This window comes from Sphingobium agrisoli (assembly GCF_041877245.1).
Taxonomy (GTDB): domain Bacteria; phylum Pseudomonadota; class Alphaproteobacteria; order Sphingomonadales; family Sphingomonadaceae; genus Sphingobium.
Window position 1 is genome coordinate 1 of the sequence record NZ_JBHDJI010000003.1, and the last position, 16,136, is coordinate 16,136.

Sequence of the window (16,136 nt, forward strand, 5' to 3'; positions counted from 1 at the left end):
ATAGGGTTTCGCCATGCCCGCTGGCCTCCATTCCCCAGCCGGCATCTTGAATCACATAATAGGCCCGAGCAAAACCCCTCTCGATTCAGCCTCACGTCATCTCGCTCTAAAATCAGGACGAGCGCTCCAGGATCACGCGGAGATCATCGAGGCTTGGCAGCACATGCGCGCCGGCGACAAGAAGATCGTCGCTGGGCGGGAGCAGGTCAGGCACCATGACCGTCGCGGCGCCGGCCGCAAGGGCCGCACGCACGCCCGCCGGGCTGTCCTCCACCGCCACGCAGTGCGCCGGGTCGATGCCTAGGCGACGGGCCGCGAGCAGATAGGGCTCCGGGTGCGGCTTGGGATGGCGGACGTCGGTGCGGGTCACCACCACCTCGAAATAATGCAACAGCCCGCTGCGCGCGAGCCGCTGCTGCGCATAGGGCGCGTTGGTGGACGTGGCGATGGCCATCGGCACGTCCCGTTCGGACAGATATGCGAGCAGGTCCGCCGCGCCGGGGCGAAGCGGGACGCCGGCATCCACCGCCGCCTCGAACGCGGCGTCGCTCAGCGCGTAAAAATGTTCGAGGGGGAAATCCGCGCCTAGGCGGTCGCGCAGCATCGCTTGGTTGGCGTCGCGGTTGATGCCGACCATCTCGCGCAGCAGCATATCGGGCAGCGGCCAGCCGATCGCATCGCCAACGTCGATGAACACGCGGCGATGCGCCGCCTCGGTATCCAGCAAGGTGCCATCCATGTCGAAGATGACGCCGCAAAGCGGATCGGGCAGCCAGCCGGCAATCGGCCGCGCGAAATCATGGTGGAGGGAAAAGGCCATGCCCCCCATATGGCCGCGAAGCGTTCCAGTTCCATTGCAAAGCGCGGATATTGCGTTTCCGGAAATGCAGGTCAGTCCACCACCTGCGCCGACCAGGTGCGGATCCAGCGCCATGCGCCGCGACATTCGCCCATGCTGGTCGCTTCGACCAGGCGGAAGCGCGCGCCGTCCCAGACATAGGCGCTGCTTTCGCCGCAATCGCCGATGCCGCGCCCCTTGCCGAAACTCTCGAGCCGCGATGTGTCCGCCGTCCAGCTGGCGTTGATCAGGTCCGGGCGCTTGGCGTCTTCGCCCCAGCCCGGTTGCAGGTCGAAGGCGGCGTAGCGGAAGGTCCGCCGTCCGGCCACACCGCTGGCGATCACCGGGACGGCGGTGGCGTTATACGCACCCAGGCCGCACGGCGTCAGGATCAGCGTCTCGGTCTTGCTCAGCCGATGCAACTCCGGCGGCTCCACGTCCTTCATCTGGTCGGTGCAGCCCGTGAACTTGCCCAGCGCGGTCAGTTCCTCGCGCCAGAGCGCGGCCGGCGCAGGGCCGGCGGGGACCGGGGCGCGGCGGATGACAGGCGCGGCGGGCGCCGGCTTCACTGCGAGCGGTCCGAGCGCGCCCGTGGCGACGAGCGCGGTGCTGGTGCCGGCCCTACCCTGCCGCGCGTCCATGTAGCGGAGCGCCGCGGCCGCGCCGGCAAGCGAGGGCTTGCCCAGGACACGGCCGCCGCTCCGCACCTCCAGCACCCGGCCGCGCGCCATGGCAATGGCAAGCGCGGCGGCCTGCGGCCCGCGCAATGTCGCTTCGCCATCGCGGGTCGGGGCGAGCGCGATCTTCTGGCCGTCGATATGGAAGGCCACCTCGCCCCCGCCCTTCGCGTCGCGGCTGACCCACACCTCGGTCGCGCCATCTGGCCCGGCTTCGCGCACGACGCCGACCATCACCGGATTATCGGGGATCGACCCGTCTTCCGGCACCAGCGACACGGCTTCGCATCGGTTGCGATTGTCGCAGCCGATCGTCCAGTCCCGGTAGGTTTCCAACGCGCCGGGCTTGGGCACTTGCGCCTGCGCGCCGCCCATGCCCGACCAGCCCAGCGCCGCGATCGCGGCGACGTAGAAAAATTTGTCCCCCATCGCTTAACCATAACCGATTTGAAATCGTTGCGGTAGAGTCCTGTTTCAGAGGCTCAGCATCAGCCCCGCGAGCGCCGCGCTCATGAGGTTGGCGAGGCTGCCGGCGACCAGCGCCTTCAACCCCAGCTTGGCGATCATGGGCCGCTGGTTGGGGGCAAGATTGCCAGTAACCGCCATCTGGATCGCGATCGAGCTGAAATTGGCAAAGCCGCACAGCGCGAAGGTGATGATCGCGACGGTGGCCGGCGAGAGCGTGCCCTGCACCTGCCCCAGGTTGATATAGGCGACGAATTCGTTGAGCACGACCTTCGTGCCGAACAGGCCGCCGGCGACCTGCGCCTCGGTCCAGGGAATGTTGAGCAGATACATGACCGGCGAAAAGACATAGCCGAGCAGCATCTGGAAGCTGAGATCGGGATAGCCGGCAAGCGCGCCGATGCCGCCCAATATGCCGTTCGCCAGCGCGACCAGCGCAACGAACGCCAGCACCATCGCGCCGACCGCGACGGCGAGCTTGACGCCGGTCTGCGCGCCCTGCGCGGCGGCCATGATGATGTTGGCGGGCTTCTCCTCATCATGGGTGGCGACCGGCATGGGCTCGCCGGGCACGGTTTCGGCGTTGAGGACCGCCGGACCCGCGCTGCTGCGGCGCGTTTCGGGCAGGTGGATGTCTTCCTCCAGCGGCAGTTCCGGCTCGCGCACCGGCTCGTCGGGCATCACGATCTTCGCCATGAGGAGGCCGCCGGGCGCGGACATGAAGCTCGCCGCGAGCAGATAGTCGATCTTGATCCCCATGGAGGCATAGGCGGCCAGGATGGTGCCCGCGACGCCTGCCATGCCGCTGGTCATGACGGCGAAAAGCTGCGGCCCGTTGAGACCGGCAAGATAGGGGCGGATGACGAGCGGGCTTTCGCTCTGCCCCACGAAGATATTGGCGGCGGCGCACAGGCTTTCGACCTTCGAGACGCCCGTGACCTTCTCGATTCCGCCGCCGACCCAGCGGACGATGAACTGCATGATGCCGAGATAATAGAGGATCGACACCAGGCTGGCGAAGAAGATGATGACAGGCAGCGCCGAAATGGCGAAGCTCGCCCCGCCGATTTCGGGCCTCGCGAGCGGACCGAAGATGAAGTCGGTGCCGGCCTGGGCATAGCCGAGCAGGTTGGCGACGCCGCGCGACATGGTGGCGATGATAGCGCGGCCGGCCGGAACATAGAGGACGAGGAGCGCGATGCCGGCCTGGAGCAGGAAGGCCGCGCCCACGACGCGCGGGCGGATGGCACGGCGGTTGGAGGACAGGGCGAAAGCGATGGCGAGGATGAGAAGGATGCCGGCCAGGCCGATGAGGAGATGCATGAAGCGCTTTCGCGTGAAGGACGGGTTGGCGCGACTATATGGTCGAGGCGCGCCGGAGGCCAGAGCGTTTGACCATAGCCTTGGTGCCCGTTCAGGCCGCCTTGCCCGCCTCGTCCGCTTCGCCCGATCCGAAAGCCAGCGACATCCAGCTGCTCATCGCGTCGATCGCGAGCGGGGTCAGGCGCATCGACCGGCGACGGCGGCTGTTGGGGGATGTGCGATGCTCGGCCAGCAGCCCGCGCCGCTCCATCAGGCCCACATGCCCCAGCGTGACGTTCATCGACAGGCGCAGCGTCTCGCTCAACTGTTCCAGACTAAGCGACGCGCCGTCCAGTTCAGCCCGATAGAGCAGCAGCAATATGTCCCAGGCGGGGTCGGAGAAGAGATTCTGCCCGAACAGCATCGCGCGCACCCGGCGCGCCTCGACATAGCGGGCGAGAGACGCGGCTTGCCCGGCATCCTCATTGTCGAGAATGGCGGGCTCTTCGGGCCGGGCGTGAAAATTGCTGAGGCAGCGTTGCAGCGCGACCACCAGATCGACCGCTTCCTGACTGGGGAGGCCCCGCTCAGGCGGGATATGCGCGGTCATGGCGAGCCTTCCGGTCGAGTTCGATGCCAATCAGGGTGAAAAGCAGCAGCGGGATGACCCAGACGGTGCTCAGCCCTTCATAAATGCGTTCGGAAAATGTCTGGAGCAGCAGGGTCGCGGCGTGGGTCAGCACGGTCAACAACTGGCTGGCGGCCGCCCAGATCGGCCAGTAACTAGACGATTGCAGCATCAGCCAGATCAGCGCCACGAGCAGCGCAGTATCGACGATGGTGAGCCAGAGCTGCGTGCCCTGCCATGACCCCACCAGCAAAGCGGGCATGGTCAGCAGCACGCTGGCGAAGAACAGCAAGGCGAACAACCGGCCGTCACGCCCACCGAACAGCATGGCGAAGCCGCAGGTCAAAAGGGTCAAAGACCAGAAGGAAGCCGCCAGCATCCGAAACTCCGAATGAGAGGGGTCATACGCGCGCCGAATGCGGGCGGCTTCCACCCAGGTCAAGCGACCAGGGTCAGGTGGCGCGGCTCTTCATGAGCGGGCGCGTCCATTCCGAGCGGGCAGCCAACGGCGGTGACCTCCATCTGGCTGTGCTCGAGGCAGCGGGTCAAAAGGGCGGTCGCGCGGATCATGTCGCTGCGTCCCTCGATGAGCTTGGCTGCGCTGTCGTGAATCTGCTTCAGGATGCGCTGGCTTTCCATGGCGGTGAGGCCCGAACCCTGCGCGGCGGTAACAAAGGCGGTCGTCAGATGTGCCGCATCGACCAGCGCATTGTCGATCGTAGCGAAGGCCTGCCGGGTCTGGTCGGCGACGGCCTGGGTCTTGGCGGGGTCAAGGTTCAGCACAAGTCTTCTCCTTCGCACGACACCCGGTCGGGGAGGTGCGTTATCAGCGTGGCGATGTGGGGAGGATCAGCCCAGCGCCTTGAAGGCGCCGGCTATCAGAAGCAGCAGAGTGACGAGGCCGACCCCGGTCAGGACCGCGGCGCGGATCATCGCCAATATGCGGCCATCGGCACTCAGTTCATTCGTCGATCCCCCTAGTGGCGGGCCGAAGGCGAGAAGACGGCGCAGGAGCGTGCCCTGCTTTCTGTCGTCATCCGGCCTGTCCGGCTGAGCCAGAGTTGCCGCAGCGTGGGGATCGGACGCAAGCCGTTCCGATTGATGTATCAAAGGCTGATATGTACCGAACTGGGCCGCTGGTTGGTGTCCCGAAACGAAAAGCCGCGCCGCCTCCTTGCGCGACGGCACGCCGAACTTGCGCAAACTGGTGCGGACGCGCTGATCGACCGTATGCTCCGATACCTGGAGCTGGCGCGCGATCTCCTTGGAATTGAAGCCCTGCGCGACCAGGCGCAGGCACTGCTTTTCCCCCTCGCTCAAGGCTGGCAGGGTATCGGCCACTCCATCAGTCCTCCTGCGCGTCACGCGACACGGTTTCGGCAGAATGCCCCGCCGCAGGGGCAGTCTGTCAACGACCTATTGCGATTCGCCTAAGCCACTGGTCGCAAAATCGCACGACATGGGCAGGTTGCGCAATGAAACGGCAATTCCGAAATCGCGTTTCGGTTCCGTAATGGAGGATCGCGGCCGAATGCGGAGGGTGGATGTCACCCCCCTTCGGTCAATCAGGCCGCCTTGGCGCGCGACTGGCGCTTGCGCTCGTTGGGATCGAGGAAGCGCTTCCGCAGGCGGATATTCTTCGGCGTAACTTCGACCATCTCGTCGTCGTCGATATAGGCGATCGCCTGCTCCAGCGCCATGCGCTTGGGCGGGGTCAGGCGGATGCTGTCATCCTTGCCGCTGGCGCGGAAGTTGGTGAGCGCCTTCGACTTCATCGGATTGACTTCGAGATCCTCGGGTTTGGCATTCTCGCCGATGATCATGCCTTCATAGAGCGCTTCGCCCACACCCACGAACAATATGCCGCGCTCTTCCAGCGGGCCGAGCGCATAGGCGTTCGCCTCGCCCGCGCCGTTGGAAATGAGGACGCCGTTCTTCCGCCCTTCGATCTTGCCCTTGTAGGGGCCATATTTCTCGAACAGGCGGTTCATGATGCCGGTGCCGCGCGTGTCCGACAGGAATTCGCCATGATAGCCGATCAGGCCGCGCGACGGGGCGGAGAAGGTGATGCGAGTCTTGCCGCCGCCCGAGGGACGCATGTCGGTCATCTCGGCCTTGCGGATGTTCATCTTATCAACGACGGTGCCGGAGAATTCATCGTCCACATCGATGACGACCGTTTCATAAGGCTCGGTGCGGTCGCCATTCTCGTCCTGGCCGAAGAGAACGCGCGGGCGCGAAATGCCAAGCTCGAAGCCTTCGCGGCGCATCGTTTCGATAAGGACGCCAAGCTGGAGTTCGCCGCGCCCGGCAACCTCGAAACTGTCCTTGTCCTCCGATTCGGTGACCTTGATGGCGACGTTCGATTCAGCTTCACGGGCCAGGCGGTCGCGGATCATGCGGCTCGTCACCTTGCTGCCCTCGCGGCCCGCCATCGGCGAATCGTTGACGGCAAAGCGCATCGACAGCGTCGGCGGATCGATCGGCTGCGCCTGGATCGGCTCGCTGACCGAGGTGTCGCAGATGGTGTTGGCGACGGTCGCGACGGTGAGGCCGGCCAGTGAAATGATATCGCCCGCCTTGGCTTCATCGACCGGCACGCGGTCGAGACCCTGGAACGACATGATCTTCGACGCGCGGCCGGTTTCGATCACCTTACCGTCCATGTCGAGCGCGTGGATCGCCTGGTTCACCTTGACCGTGCCGGACTGGACCCGGCCGGTCAGGATGCGGCCAAGGAAATTGTCGCGGTCGAGAAGTGTCACCAGGAAGCTGAACGGCGCGTCCTGCTCCAGCGCCGGTGGCGGCACATGGTCGACGATCTTCTGGAACAGCGGCTCCAGCGTGCCTTCGCGGCGCTGCGGGTCTTCGCTGGCATAACCGTTGCGGCCCGACGCGTAGAGGACCGGGAAGTCGAGCTGCTCGTCGGTCGCTTCCAGCGTCACGAACAGGTCGAACACCTCGTCCAGCACTTCCTGGATGCGCTCGTCGGGGCGATCGACCTTGTTGACGACGACGATGGGCTTCAGGCCCAGCGCCAGCGCCTTGCCGGTCACGAACTTGGTCTGCGGCATCGCGCCTTCGGACGAATCCACCAGCAGGATAACGCCATCGACCATGGAGAGGATGCGCTCCACCTCGCCGCCGAAATCGGCGTGGCCGGGCGTGTCGACGATGTTGATGCGGGTGCCGTTCCATTCGACCGAGGTGGGCTTCGCCAAGATGGTGATGCCGCGCTCTTTTTCCAGGTCGTTGGAGTCCATCGCGCGCTCTTCGACACGCTGATTGTCGCGGAAGGTGCCAGACTGGCGGAAAAGCTGATCGACGAGAGTGGTCTTGCCATGGTCGACGTGCGCGATGATGGCGATATTACGCAGGGACATGAGGTGCCTTTGGGATCGGTTGGGTCCGGTCGGCACAGGGGCTGTCCGGGGTCTATCGGGCGCGCCCCTACAGGAAATGATGCGATGCGGCAAGGGTGGGGCGGCGCCGCCCGATCAGCGCAAAAGGCCCGGCCTCACCACGCGAATGCGGCGATAGCGCGCCTCCACCAGGCTGAACAGGCCGAACAGCCCAAGGCCGAGCGCGACGATCCCCAAGAGGAGCGCGCCATAGGGTTGCGCGCGCAGTTGCCGCAGCGCCTCTCCCAGGCCCCCGGCCTGATCCGCGTCATGGGCAAGGGCGGCCGAGGTGAGGAACCAGCCAACGATAAGAAAGATCAGGGCACGGGCGGCATAACCGCACCTTCCAATCAATCGGACCGAGTCGGGTGCCGGGACATCGCCGCCCAGTTCGTCGAAGCGCGCCTTATAGGCTTTGATCGCCTGCGCCGCCGCAACCGCCCCGAAGCCGAGCCCGACCAGCACCAGCAGCAGGACGCCGCCGGGCTGGTCCAGCAGCCAGGCCGACCATCCCTGCGCGCTGGCATCGCCCGGCGTGCCTTGGCTCCGCGGCGTTTCGCGCAGCGCCAGTCGCCCGGACAGTATCGCCAGCCCGACATGGGTCAAGCCGCTCAGCGCATAGCCGATCCGCTCGAACGCCCCCTTCATGTCCCGGCCGCGCCGCTCGGGATCGGTCCATGCTTCGGTCAGCCGCCAGAAGGCATATCCCGCAAAGCCCATGGCGCACAGAGCCAGCAGCGCCCGCCCCATCGGTGCCTCCGCCATCGTACCGAGCGCCCCCTGATTGTCGATCGGACGGCCGCCGTTGATCGCGGCATCGAGCGCAAACCAGCCGATGAGGATATAGACCAGTCCCCGCGCGGCAAAACCCAGTCGGGCCAATGAAGTAAACCGGTTGTCGCGCGTCATAGGATCTCCCTTGTCGCGCGCCAATGCGTGGGCCAAGCCATTCGTTCCGAGACGGCAATCGCCGATGGACATTGCAAGCGCCATCCGCGTTCATAAGTGCGACAGGCAGCGCGTCGCATAGCGCCGACAAATCATCGAAGGAGGCGATGCGATTATGAGCACAGGGATTACCACGCCGCGCCGAAGCCTGCTGGCCGCCGGCGCGGTCCTGCCGTTCATGGCACTGGCGGGATGCGCGACCACCATGGGCCGGTACAGCCTGGAGGAAGGGGTGCGCCGATTGCTGCAATTGTCGACCCAGCGCGCCTTCGCACGACTGACCGAGCCCGGCGGCTTCTATGACGACCAGTTGACGCGCATCGCCGTACCCGACCTCGCCGACACGCGCAGCGGCGCGATCGTGGCGGCGATCCTGCGGACCAACGCGGTGCGCGATCGGATCGCGCTGGCTCTGAACGACGTCGCAGTCGATCTGGCGGACGGCGCCGCGCCGATCGTGCTGGACACGGTGCGGTCAATGTCGATCGCTAACGCGGTCGACGTGTTGCGCGGCGGGCCGACCGCCGCGACCGACCTGCTCGCGCGCAATGCCAGGGGCGCGGTGGTGGAAGCGCTGCTGCCCGGCCTGTCCCGCGCGCTGCGATCCGACCTATTCGAAGTGCTGAGCGCCGCGCTGGCGGCATCGTCCGGCAACGATCTGACCGCAATGGCCGACAATGTGTCCAACCAGATCGGCGGCGCGATCTTCCGCGCGATCGGGCGAGAGGAAGCGGCGATCCGCGCCGATCCGCGCGCGACCCGCGACCCCATGCTGATCGCGCTGCTCGGCTTCTGACCTTGCCCACGGGCGCGGCGCGCGGCAATATCGCGCCGGGCTTGCCGCCAAGGTGCGTTATCTCCATATGACACCTTGAGCGCTGATGCAGGCAAGGAGACGAGATGGCTACCACCGCGCCCACGACGACCGCGACCGCCGATACGCTGAACCTGACCCCGCCCGATCCGGTGCCGGTGGTCGCGCCCGAAAAGGCGGCGGGACTCGTGCCGATCGAGGAGGGCACGCGCAGCAAGCTCGAAGAAAAGGTCGACGCCTTCGTTGAAGATCTTGTCGCGCAGGATGCCAATTCGCCCGAATTCGGCAAGCGCGTCGATCAGCTCACCAATATGGGCCGCAAGGAAATCGCCGAGGCGGCGGGGCACTCCAACCGCTTCCTCGACCGCCCGGTGCGCGCGATGGACAGCGACAGCAAGGTCGGCGCGGATCTCGCCGAACTGCGCCGCACGGTGGAGGATCTCGATCCCGGCAAGCAGGGCAGCCTGCTCGCGCCCAAGAAGCTGTTCGGCATCATTCCCTTCGGCAACAAGATGCGCGACTATTTCGACGGCTATAAGAGCGCGCAGGGACACATCAATTCGATCCTGGGCAGCCTGGCCAGCGGGAAGGACACGCTGATCAAGGACAATGCCGCGATCGACGTCGAGCGGCAGAATATGTGGCAGACCATGGGTCGTCTGGAACAGATGATCCACATCAGCAAGACGATGGACGCGCGGCTGGAGGCCAAGGCGCTGGAGCTGGATTCGTCCGACCCCGCCAAGGCGAAGGCGATCCGCGAAACCGCGCTCTTTTATATCCGTCAGCGCACGCAGGATCTGCTGACGCAGATGGCAGTGACGGTGCAGGGCTATCTCGCGCTCGACCTCGTCAAGAAGAATAATGTCGAACTGGTGAAGGGCGTCGACCGCGCCAGCACCACGACGGTCGCGGCGCTGCGGACGGCGGTGACGGTGGCGCAGGCGCTAGTGGGCCAGAAGCTGGTACTCGAACAGATCACCGCGCTCAACACCACCACCGCGAACATGATCGACCGGACCGGCGAGTTGCTGAAAAGCCAGACCGCGCAAATCCACGAGCAGGCGGCGTCCAGCACCATCCCGATCGAAACGCTCCAGCGCGCCTTCCAGAATATCTATAACACGATGGACAATATCGACACGTTCAAGCTCAAGGCGCTGGAGAATATGAAGACCACGGTGAACACGCTGTCGAACGAGGTCGAAAAGTCGAAGGGCTATATCGCCCGCGCGGAAGGACAGGCCCGCGCCGCGCAGGAAGCGCGGACGGACAATCCCCTGCTGAGCGCGATCGAGGGGTGAGGAAAATGCCCTGCGCCCCTTCCCGTTCGGTTCGAGCCTGTCGAGAACTGTTCTCGATACGCCGTCTCGACACGCTCGACGGCTACTCGAACCGAACGGAGACCGGAAAAGCATGAACCGCTCCGACCGCGTCCTGGCCGATGCCGAAGCGGTGTTGCGCCGGCATAGCGAGCGCGGGCAGAGCCTGTCCACGCGCGCGCGACAGCGGCGCAATGCGGGCCTGATTCGCAAGCTCAAATATGCCTTCTGGGCGGTGCTCGCCATCCTGCTGGGCAGCGCGGTCGCGGGCTTCGTCATGCCGCTGGGCATTACCGGGGTGATGATCGCGCTCGGCGTCGTCATCGCGGCGCTGATCCTGATCGCGCTGCTGCCGATGCAGGATCGGGTAAGGACCGAAGCGCTCGCGCAGACCGATCTTGCCGCCCTGCCGCTCAAGACCGAAATCTGGCTGGAGAATCAGCGCAAGGCCCTGCCCGCTCCTGCCGTCACGCTGGTCGACAGCATCGGGGTGCGGCTCGAAACGCTCGCTCCCCAGCTGGAACGGGTGGGCGAAGGCGATCCCGCCGCGCAGGAAATCCGCAAGCTGCTGGCTGATCACTTGCCCGAACTGGTCACAGGCTATCAGTCTATCCCCGAACCGCTGCGGCGCGAGGAGCGCAACGGGCGCGTCCCGGAAAAGCAGCTGGTCGAAGGGCTCAGCGTCATCGACGCCGAAATCGCGCGGATGAGCGAAACGCTCGCCAGCGGCGATCTCGACAAGCTCGCCGTGCAGAACCGGTTTCTGGAGCTTAAATATCAGGAAGCCAGGGATTTGGGGCAGTAGGCCCCTCCCCGGCGATCCATGATCCACCTGACCCTCATCATCGTCGATTTTCTGACCGGGCTGCTGGCGGCCGGCGCATGGGCGCTGGCGTCCGCCGGCGGAGCGATTGCGATGCTGGTGGGGGGCGGGTTCGCCGGCTTCAAACTTTTCAGGCGCTGGCGGCGCAAACCATAAAGCTTGGAAAGAAATGCCCCGGCCGGCCATCGGCGCGTGCAGTTCGCCTCAGGGCCGACCGGGGTTCCAGCATCGTCCGACTTGGAGAGGACATGACAACGCTGTCCAAGGCGCTCTAGGCGATGCGGCACACCAACGCAAGCCTCTTTATCTATGTTGCCGCCCCGGCTTCCCGCCGGGGCGGCCGCGGATCAGCGCGCGACCGACAGGCGGTAGATCATCGCATGATGATAGGGCTTGCCGGGATCGACCCGTGCCGACACGAAACCGGGCTTGTTCGGCGCATCGGGGAATTTCTGCGGCTCCAGCGCGATGCCGTCGCCCATGCGATAGACATGGCCGTTCTTGCCGATCAGCGCGCCGTTCAGGAAATTGCCGGTGTAGAATTGCACGCCGGGTTCTGTGGTAAGCACCTCAAGAACACGGCCGGATACCGGGTCTTCGAGGCGGGCCGCGAGTTCAGGCGTCTTGGTCAGCCCCTTGTCGAGCGCGAAATTATGGTCGTAGCCGCGCCCATAGACGATCTGCTGGTCACGCCCATCACGGATGCCGTCCGCCACGCGCCGCCCGGCCCGGAAGTCGAAAACGCCGCCCGCGACGGGCTTCAGTTCGCCGGTGGGGATCAGATTGGCATCGACCGGCGTGTAGGCTTTTGCGGGAATCGTTAGCCTGTGACCTAGCGCGCCGTCGGGCGATCCTTCGCCGGCCAGGTTGAAAATGGCATGGTTCGTCATGTTGACGATCGTGGGCTTGTCGGTCTTGGCATCGAAAGCGATGCCGAGATTGCCCGCCTCGTCGAGCGTATAGGTGACGGTGACGTCCAGCTTGCCGGGATAGCCGGCGTCGCCGTCCGGGCTGCTGAGGCCGAGCACCAAGGTTGCGGTCGGCCCGCTCTTCAATGAGACGATTGTCCAGTTCTGCTTGTCGAAGCCCTTGCCGCCGCCATGCAGCGAATTGACGCCATTGTCGTTGACGGGAAGCTGATAGGTCTTGCCGTCCAGCACGAACTTGCCCGCCGCGATCCGGTTCGCGTAGCGGCCCACGGTCACGCCGAAATAGTTCGGGAAATCGACATAGCCCTTGGCATCGTCATAGCCGAGCAGGACGTCGGAGATCTGGCCGTTGCGGTCGGGACCGGACAACGACTGGAGCGTCGCGCCATAGGTCAGTATCTTCGCCGACACGCCCTTGCCATTGCTGAGCGTGACGCTTTCGATCGGGCCGCCATCGGCCAGCGATCCCGCCGGTGCCCGGCTCGCCTCGGCTGCCAGCGCCGTGCCGCCCCACAGCGCGAGCGCCATCGCGCCCGACAGCTGTAATGAAAGATTGACCAGCCTTCGCATCGACGTCCTCCCGAAACCCAAGCGCCCATTGACGGGCGGTTGAGGGGGATATACTCGGACATATTAAGCGGACGCAAGCCTTTGAAAGGCGGGTGCGCATCGATCGACATGCGGGAGAAGGGTGGATGGCAGGACCGATATCGTCAGGCGCGGCGGCGGCCGCTCCGCACAGCCCTGGCACGCGCTATGGCCCGGCGCTGGCCCTGCTCGCCAGCCTCTTCTTCATGTGGGGCTTCATCACCGTCATCAACAACACGCTGCTGCCGCACCTGCGCAGCGTGTTCGACCTCAGCTACACCCAGACGACGCTGATCGAATCCGTCTGGTTCATCGCCTATTTCTTCGCGTCCATTCCGTCCGCCAAGCTGATCGAACGGGTCGGATATCAGAAATCGATGGTGATCGGCCTGCTCGTCATGGCGGCGGGCGCGCTCGGCATGACGCTGGCAGCATCGATCCCCTCCTATGGCGTGACCCTTGTCATGCTGTTCGTGATCGCCAGCGGCATCACGCTGCTGCAGGTGGCGGCCAACCCCTATGTCGCGGTTGTGGGAAAGCCGGAGACTGCTTCCTCGCGCCTCAACCTCGTCCAGGCGATGAACTCCGCCGGCACCATGCTCGCGCCGATGTTCGGCGCCTATCTCATCCTTGGCCGGTCGAAAGGCGGCACGGCGCAGGGCGAAGTCGTCCTAACCCAGGCCGAACGGCTCGCCGACGCCCAGTCGGTCATCCTGCCCTATGTGCTGGTGGCCGTGGTGCTGGTGGTGCTGGCAGTCGTGATCGCCCGCTTCCCCCTGCCCGCGATGGGCGCGGCGACGCAGCGGCACAGCAAGGAGGAGCGGCGCAAATATTCGCTCTGGAACCACCGCAATCTGGTGTTCGGCATCCCCGCCATCTTCATCTACCTGATCGCCGAGATCGGCGTCGCCAATCTGTTCGTCAATTTCGTCAGCCAACCGCAGATCGCCAACCTGACGCACGAACAGGCGGGCAATTACCTCACTTTCCTGTGGGGCGGGATGATGGTCGGGCGCTTTGCGGGTTCCGCGATCATGCAGAAGTTCGATGCGGGCCATGTCCTTGCCGCCTTCTCGATCGGCGCGTTCCTAGTGATGCTGGTGACGGTGTTCACAACCGGCCCGGTCGCCATGTGGTCGCTGATCCTCGTCGGCCTGTTCCATTCGATCATGTTCCCGACCATCTTCACCTTGGGGATCAAGGGCTTGGGTCCGCTGACCGAGGAAGGGTCGGGCCTGCTCATCATGGCGATCGCCGGCGGTGCGCTGGTGGTGGTGCAAGGGTGGCTGGCGGACCTGTATGGGCTCCAGACCAGCTTCCTGCTGACCGCCGCGTGCGAGCTGTACGTGCTCTTTTACGCCCTTTGGGGCTGCAAGGTCACGAACGCCCTGCCCGATCAGTAGGTGGGGCAACGATAATCAAATCCCCCCTGCAACTGCAGGAGGGATGATTGCCGAACCGCCCTTACCGCAAAATCAATGCACGAAGCGCGCCACCACGTCGCGATAGGAGCGGCTGACCTTCACCTGCGCGCCGCTCTCCAGCACCAGGAAGCACTCGCCGTTGGTGTGCGGCTTCACCTGCCGCACCTGGCTCAGATTGACGATGGTGGAGCGATGCACCCGCTGGAAATTGCGCGGGTCGAGCCGCTTTTCCAGATCTTTCATCGTCTCGCGCAGGATCAGGCTGTTATCGGCGGTGTAGATGCACATATAGTCGCCCGCCGCGTCGATCCGCTCGATCGAATCCACGTCCACGCGGAAAATCTGCCCGCGATCCTTGATGTTGATGAGCTTCTCGAACCGGTTGGAGGCCGGCGCGTCGTCGTCCGCCGCGAAGTCGCTCATCGCCTGCGGCGCGACCTCGGCCAGCACTTCGCGGAGCTTTTCCGCCTCCTGCACCTGCCGCTTTTCATTGAGGCGCTGGCGCACCCGGTCGAGCGCGTCGGCCAGGCGCCCTTCCTCGACCGGCTTCATCAGATAATCGACCGCCTGCGCCTCGAACGCGCGGATCGCATAGTCGCTATAGGCGGTGCAGAAGATGACGAGCGGCGGCTCCACCTCCATCAATCCCTGGACGACCGAAAAACCATCGAAGCCCGGCATCTGAATGTCGAGGAACACTAGGTCGGGTTTATGCGTCTTGATGGCACGGATCGCTTCGCGGCCGTTGGTGCAGGTTTCGATAATTTCGACATCCTCATGCGCTTGCAGACGGAGCTGAAGGCCTTGAATAGCCAGGCTTTCGTCGTCGACGAGGATCGTTCTGATGGTCATGCGGCCACTTTCGATGTTTCATCCATATTCAGCGGAAATTCGATGATGACCGAAAATCCGCCCGGCGTGGAACGCGTTTCAAAGCTCTGTCGTTCCCCGAAGGCTTGAATTAACCTGTCGCGGATGTTCGGCAGGCCCACGCCTGTTCCCTCGCTCATGGGAATGTGCGGCTTCATTCCGCTTTCGTTCAATCCCGGCCCGCTATCCGATACGACGATCCGGACATTATCCCCGGCAGGTTGCGCGCTGACAGCGATATCGGCACCGTCCTCCCGTGGCGTGACGGCATATTTGATCGCATTTTCGACCAGAGGCTGAAGCAGCAGCGACGGAAGCCGCGCCTTCGCCACCGCAGGATCGATGGTAAAGCTCGGCCGCAACCGATCCTCGAACCGCATCTTCTCTATCTCCAGATAGAGTTTCAGCGTCTCCACCTCCTGCTCGATCGTCACCTGCGCGGTCGGCTCGTTGATCAGCGTGTAGCGCAGGAAGGAGGACAGGCGCGAAAGCATCGCGTTCGCCCGGTCGGTTTGCTTCAGCAGCACCAGCGTCGAAATGCTGTTGAGCGTATTGAACAGGAAATGCGGGTTGAGCTGGTAGCGCAGCATCGCCAGCTGTGCGTTCGCCGCCTGATTTTCCAGCCGCAGCAGCTGGTCCGCCTGTTCCTCCACCGTCAGGTAGAAGTTGATGGCGTAGTATAGCGCGGACCACGCCCCGATCAGCGTCATCGACAGGTAGAATGCGCCCAGAAACAGTTGCAGCCCCGCCGTTTCGCTGCCCCGGTTCTGGGTCGAAAAGACCCAGGCGTCGATGAAGGCTACCAGGCCCGCCGCCATCACCACCGTCAGGATCGAAACGCCCCAGGTGATGATCGGGCGCTGCTTCAGCAGAAAGCGGAAAACGACCGCGATCAGCAACGTCACGGAATAGCCGGTGACGGTGGAGATCAGCACCGGGATCAGGCTGGAAAAAGGCTGGCCGTTGGCCACGGTGGACGATCCGCGCAGCAGGAACGCGCCGGCCCAGCCGACCGACTGGAGGTTCCAGAAAGCGCGATTCTTGTCGGCGAAGAATGGCTGCGGCTTGATGCGAGGCACGGACACGGACATTCCAGCGAGCCTAGCC

Annotated in this window: 17 protein-coding genes; 5 read left to right on the forward strand and 12 right to left on the reverse strand. The window is 64.7% G+C overall.

What is annotated here, in order from left to right:
* Positions 1 to 112: 112 nt before the first annotated feature.
* The 9 genes from ACETPF_RS06425 to ACETPF_RS06465 form a co-directional block, all read right to left on the reverse strand.
* Positions 113 to 820 (reverse strand): HAD family hydrolase, encoded by a 708-nt coding sequence (locus ACETPF_RS06425; protein ID WP_373933537.1) that lies wholly within the window; start codon positions 818 to 820, stop codon positions 113 to 115.
* 71 nt (positions 821 to 891) lie between these two features.
* Positions 892 to 1,944 carry a DUF1176 domain-containing protein gene (locus ACETPF_RS06430; RefSeq protein WP_373933538.1) on the reverse strand — a complete coding sequence of 351 codons (1,053 nt, stop codon included), beginning with the start codon at positions 1,942 to 1,944 and terminating at the stop codon, positions 892 to 894.
* A gap of 45 nt (positions 1,945 to 1,989) precedes the next feature.
* Entirely contained in the window at positions 1,990 to 3,303 is a 1,314-nt protein-coding gene (locus tag ACETPF_RS06435; RefSeq protein WP_373933539.1) for a NupC/NupG family nucleoside CNT transporter, read from the reverse strand.
* Positions 3,304 to 3,394: 91 nt separating this feature from the next.
* Entirely contained in the window at positions 3,395 to 3,892 is a 498-nt protein-coding gene (locus ACETPF_RS06440) for an ArsR family transcriptional regulator (RefSeq protein WP_373933540.1), read from the reverse strand.
* The gene (locus ACETPF_RS06445; RefSeq protein WP_373933541.1) at positions 3,870 to 4,265 is read right to left on the reverse strand and encodes a hypothetical protein; all 396 of its coding nucleotides are present in this window, start codon (positions 4,263 to 4,265) and stop codon (positions 3,870 to 3,872) included. The genes ACETPF_RS06440 and ACETPF_RS06445 overlap by 23 nt, the downstream gene beginning before the upstream one ends.
* Before the next feature lie 83 nt (positions 4,266 to 4,348).
* Complete coding sequence (locus ACETPF_RS06450) at positions 4,349 to 4,693, reverse strand: hypothetical protein (protein ID WP_373933542.1); 345 nt, start codon at positions 4,691 to 4,693, stop codon at positions 4,349 to 4,351.
* Positions 4,694 to 4,759: 66 nt separating this feature from the next.
* On the reverse strand, positions 4,760 to 5,251 hold the full coding sequence (locus tag ACETPF_RS06455; RefSeq protein WP_373933543.1) for a LuxR C-terminal-related transcriptional regulator: 492 nt from the start codon (positions 5,249 to 5,251) through the stop codon (positions 4,760 to 4,762).
* 224 nt (positions 5,252 to 5,475) lie between these two features.
* Positions 5,476 to 7,293 (reverse strand): translational GTPase TypA, encoded by a 1,818-nt coding sequence (gene typA, locus ACETPF_RS06460; protein WP_373933544.1) that lies wholly within the window; start codon positions 7,291 to 7,293, stop codon positions 5,476 to 5,478.
* Between the two features lie 114 nt (positions 7,294 to 7,407).
* On the reverse strand, positions 7,408 to 8,220 hold the full coding sequence (locus tag ACETPF_RS06465; protein WP_373933545.1) for a DUF1206 domain-containing protein: 813 nt from the start codon (positions 8,218 to 8,220) through the stop codon (positions 7,408 to 7,410).
* Between the two features lie 154 nt (positions 8,221 to 8,374).
* On the opposite strand from ACETPF_RS06465, the gene ACETPF_RS06470 reads away from it, so the two are divergent.
* The 4 genes from ACETPF_RS06470 to ACETPF_RS06485 all read left to right on the forward strand — a co-directional run bounded on the left by ACETPF_RS06470 (position 8,375) and on the right by ACETPF_RS06485 (position 11,374).
* Complete coding sequence (locus ACETPF_RS06470; RefSeq protein WP_373933546.1) at positions 8,375 to 9,055, forward strand: DUF4197 domain-containing protein; 681 nt, start codon at positions 8,375 to 8,377, stop codon at positions 9,053 to 9,055.
* A 104-nt stretch (positions 9,056 to 9,159) separates the two neighbouring features.
* The gene (locus tag ACETPF_RS06475; protein WP_373933548.1) at positions 9,160 to 10,377 is read left to right on the forward strand and encodes a toxic anion resistance protein; all 1,218 of its coding nucleotides are present in this window, start codon (positions 9,160 to 9,162) and stop codon (positions 10,375 to 10,377) included.
* A gap of 112 nt (positions 10,378 to 10,489) precedes the next feature.
* A complete protein-coding gene (locus tag ACETPF_RS06480; RefSeq protein WP_373933549.1) occupies positions 10,490 to 11,200 on the forward strand; it encodes a hypothetical protein in 711 nt (236 codons plus the stop codon).
* 18 nt (positions 11,201 to 11,218) lie between these two features.
* Entirely contained in the window at positions 11,219 to 11,374 is a 156-nt protein-coding gene (locus ACETPF_RS06485; protein ID WP_373933551.1) for a hypothetical protein, read from the forward strand.
* 191 nt (positions 11,375 to 11,565) lie between these two features.
* On the opposite strand, the gene ACETPF_RS06490 is transcribed toward ACETPF_RS06485, so the two are convergent.
* Positions 11,566 to 12,717, reverse strand: a complete 1,152-nt coding sequence (locus ACETPF_RS06490) for an aldose epimerase family protein (protein WP_373933552.1) — start codon at positions 12,715 to 12,717, stop codon at positions 11,566 to 11,568.
* A 125-nt stretch (positions 12,718 to 12,842) separates the two neighbouring features.
* Between ACETPF_RS06490 and ACETPF_RS06495 the strand changes: the two genes are divergently transcribed.
* A complete protein-coding gene (locus tag ACETPF_RS06495) occupies positions 12,843 to 14,138 on the forward strand; it encodes a sugar MFS transporter (RefSeq protein ID WP_373933553.1) in 1,296 nt (431 codons plus the stop codon).
* A gap of 72 nt (positions 14,139 to 14,210) precedes the next feature.
* On the opposite strand, the gene ACETPF_RS06500 is transcribed toward ACETPF_RS06495, so the two are convergent.
* Both ACETPF_RS06500 and ACETPF_RS06505 read right to left on the reverse strand, forming a co-directional pair.
* On the reverse strand, positions 14,211 to 15,011 hold the full coding sequence (locus ACETPF_RS06500) for a LytR/AlgR family response regulator transcription factor (RefSeq protein WP_373933554.1): 801 nt from the start codon (positions 15,009 to 15,011) through the stop codon (positions 14,211 to 14,213).
* Complete coding sequence (locus ACETPF_RS06505) at positions 15,008 to 16,114, reverse strand: sensor histidine kinase (protein WP_373933555.1); 1,107 nt, start codon at positions 16,112 to 16,114, stop codon at positions 15,008 to 15,010. Before ACETPF_RS06505 ends, ACETPF_RS06500 begins: the two co-directional genes overlap by 4 nt.
* Positions 16,115 to 16,136 lie beyond the last annotated feature (22 nt).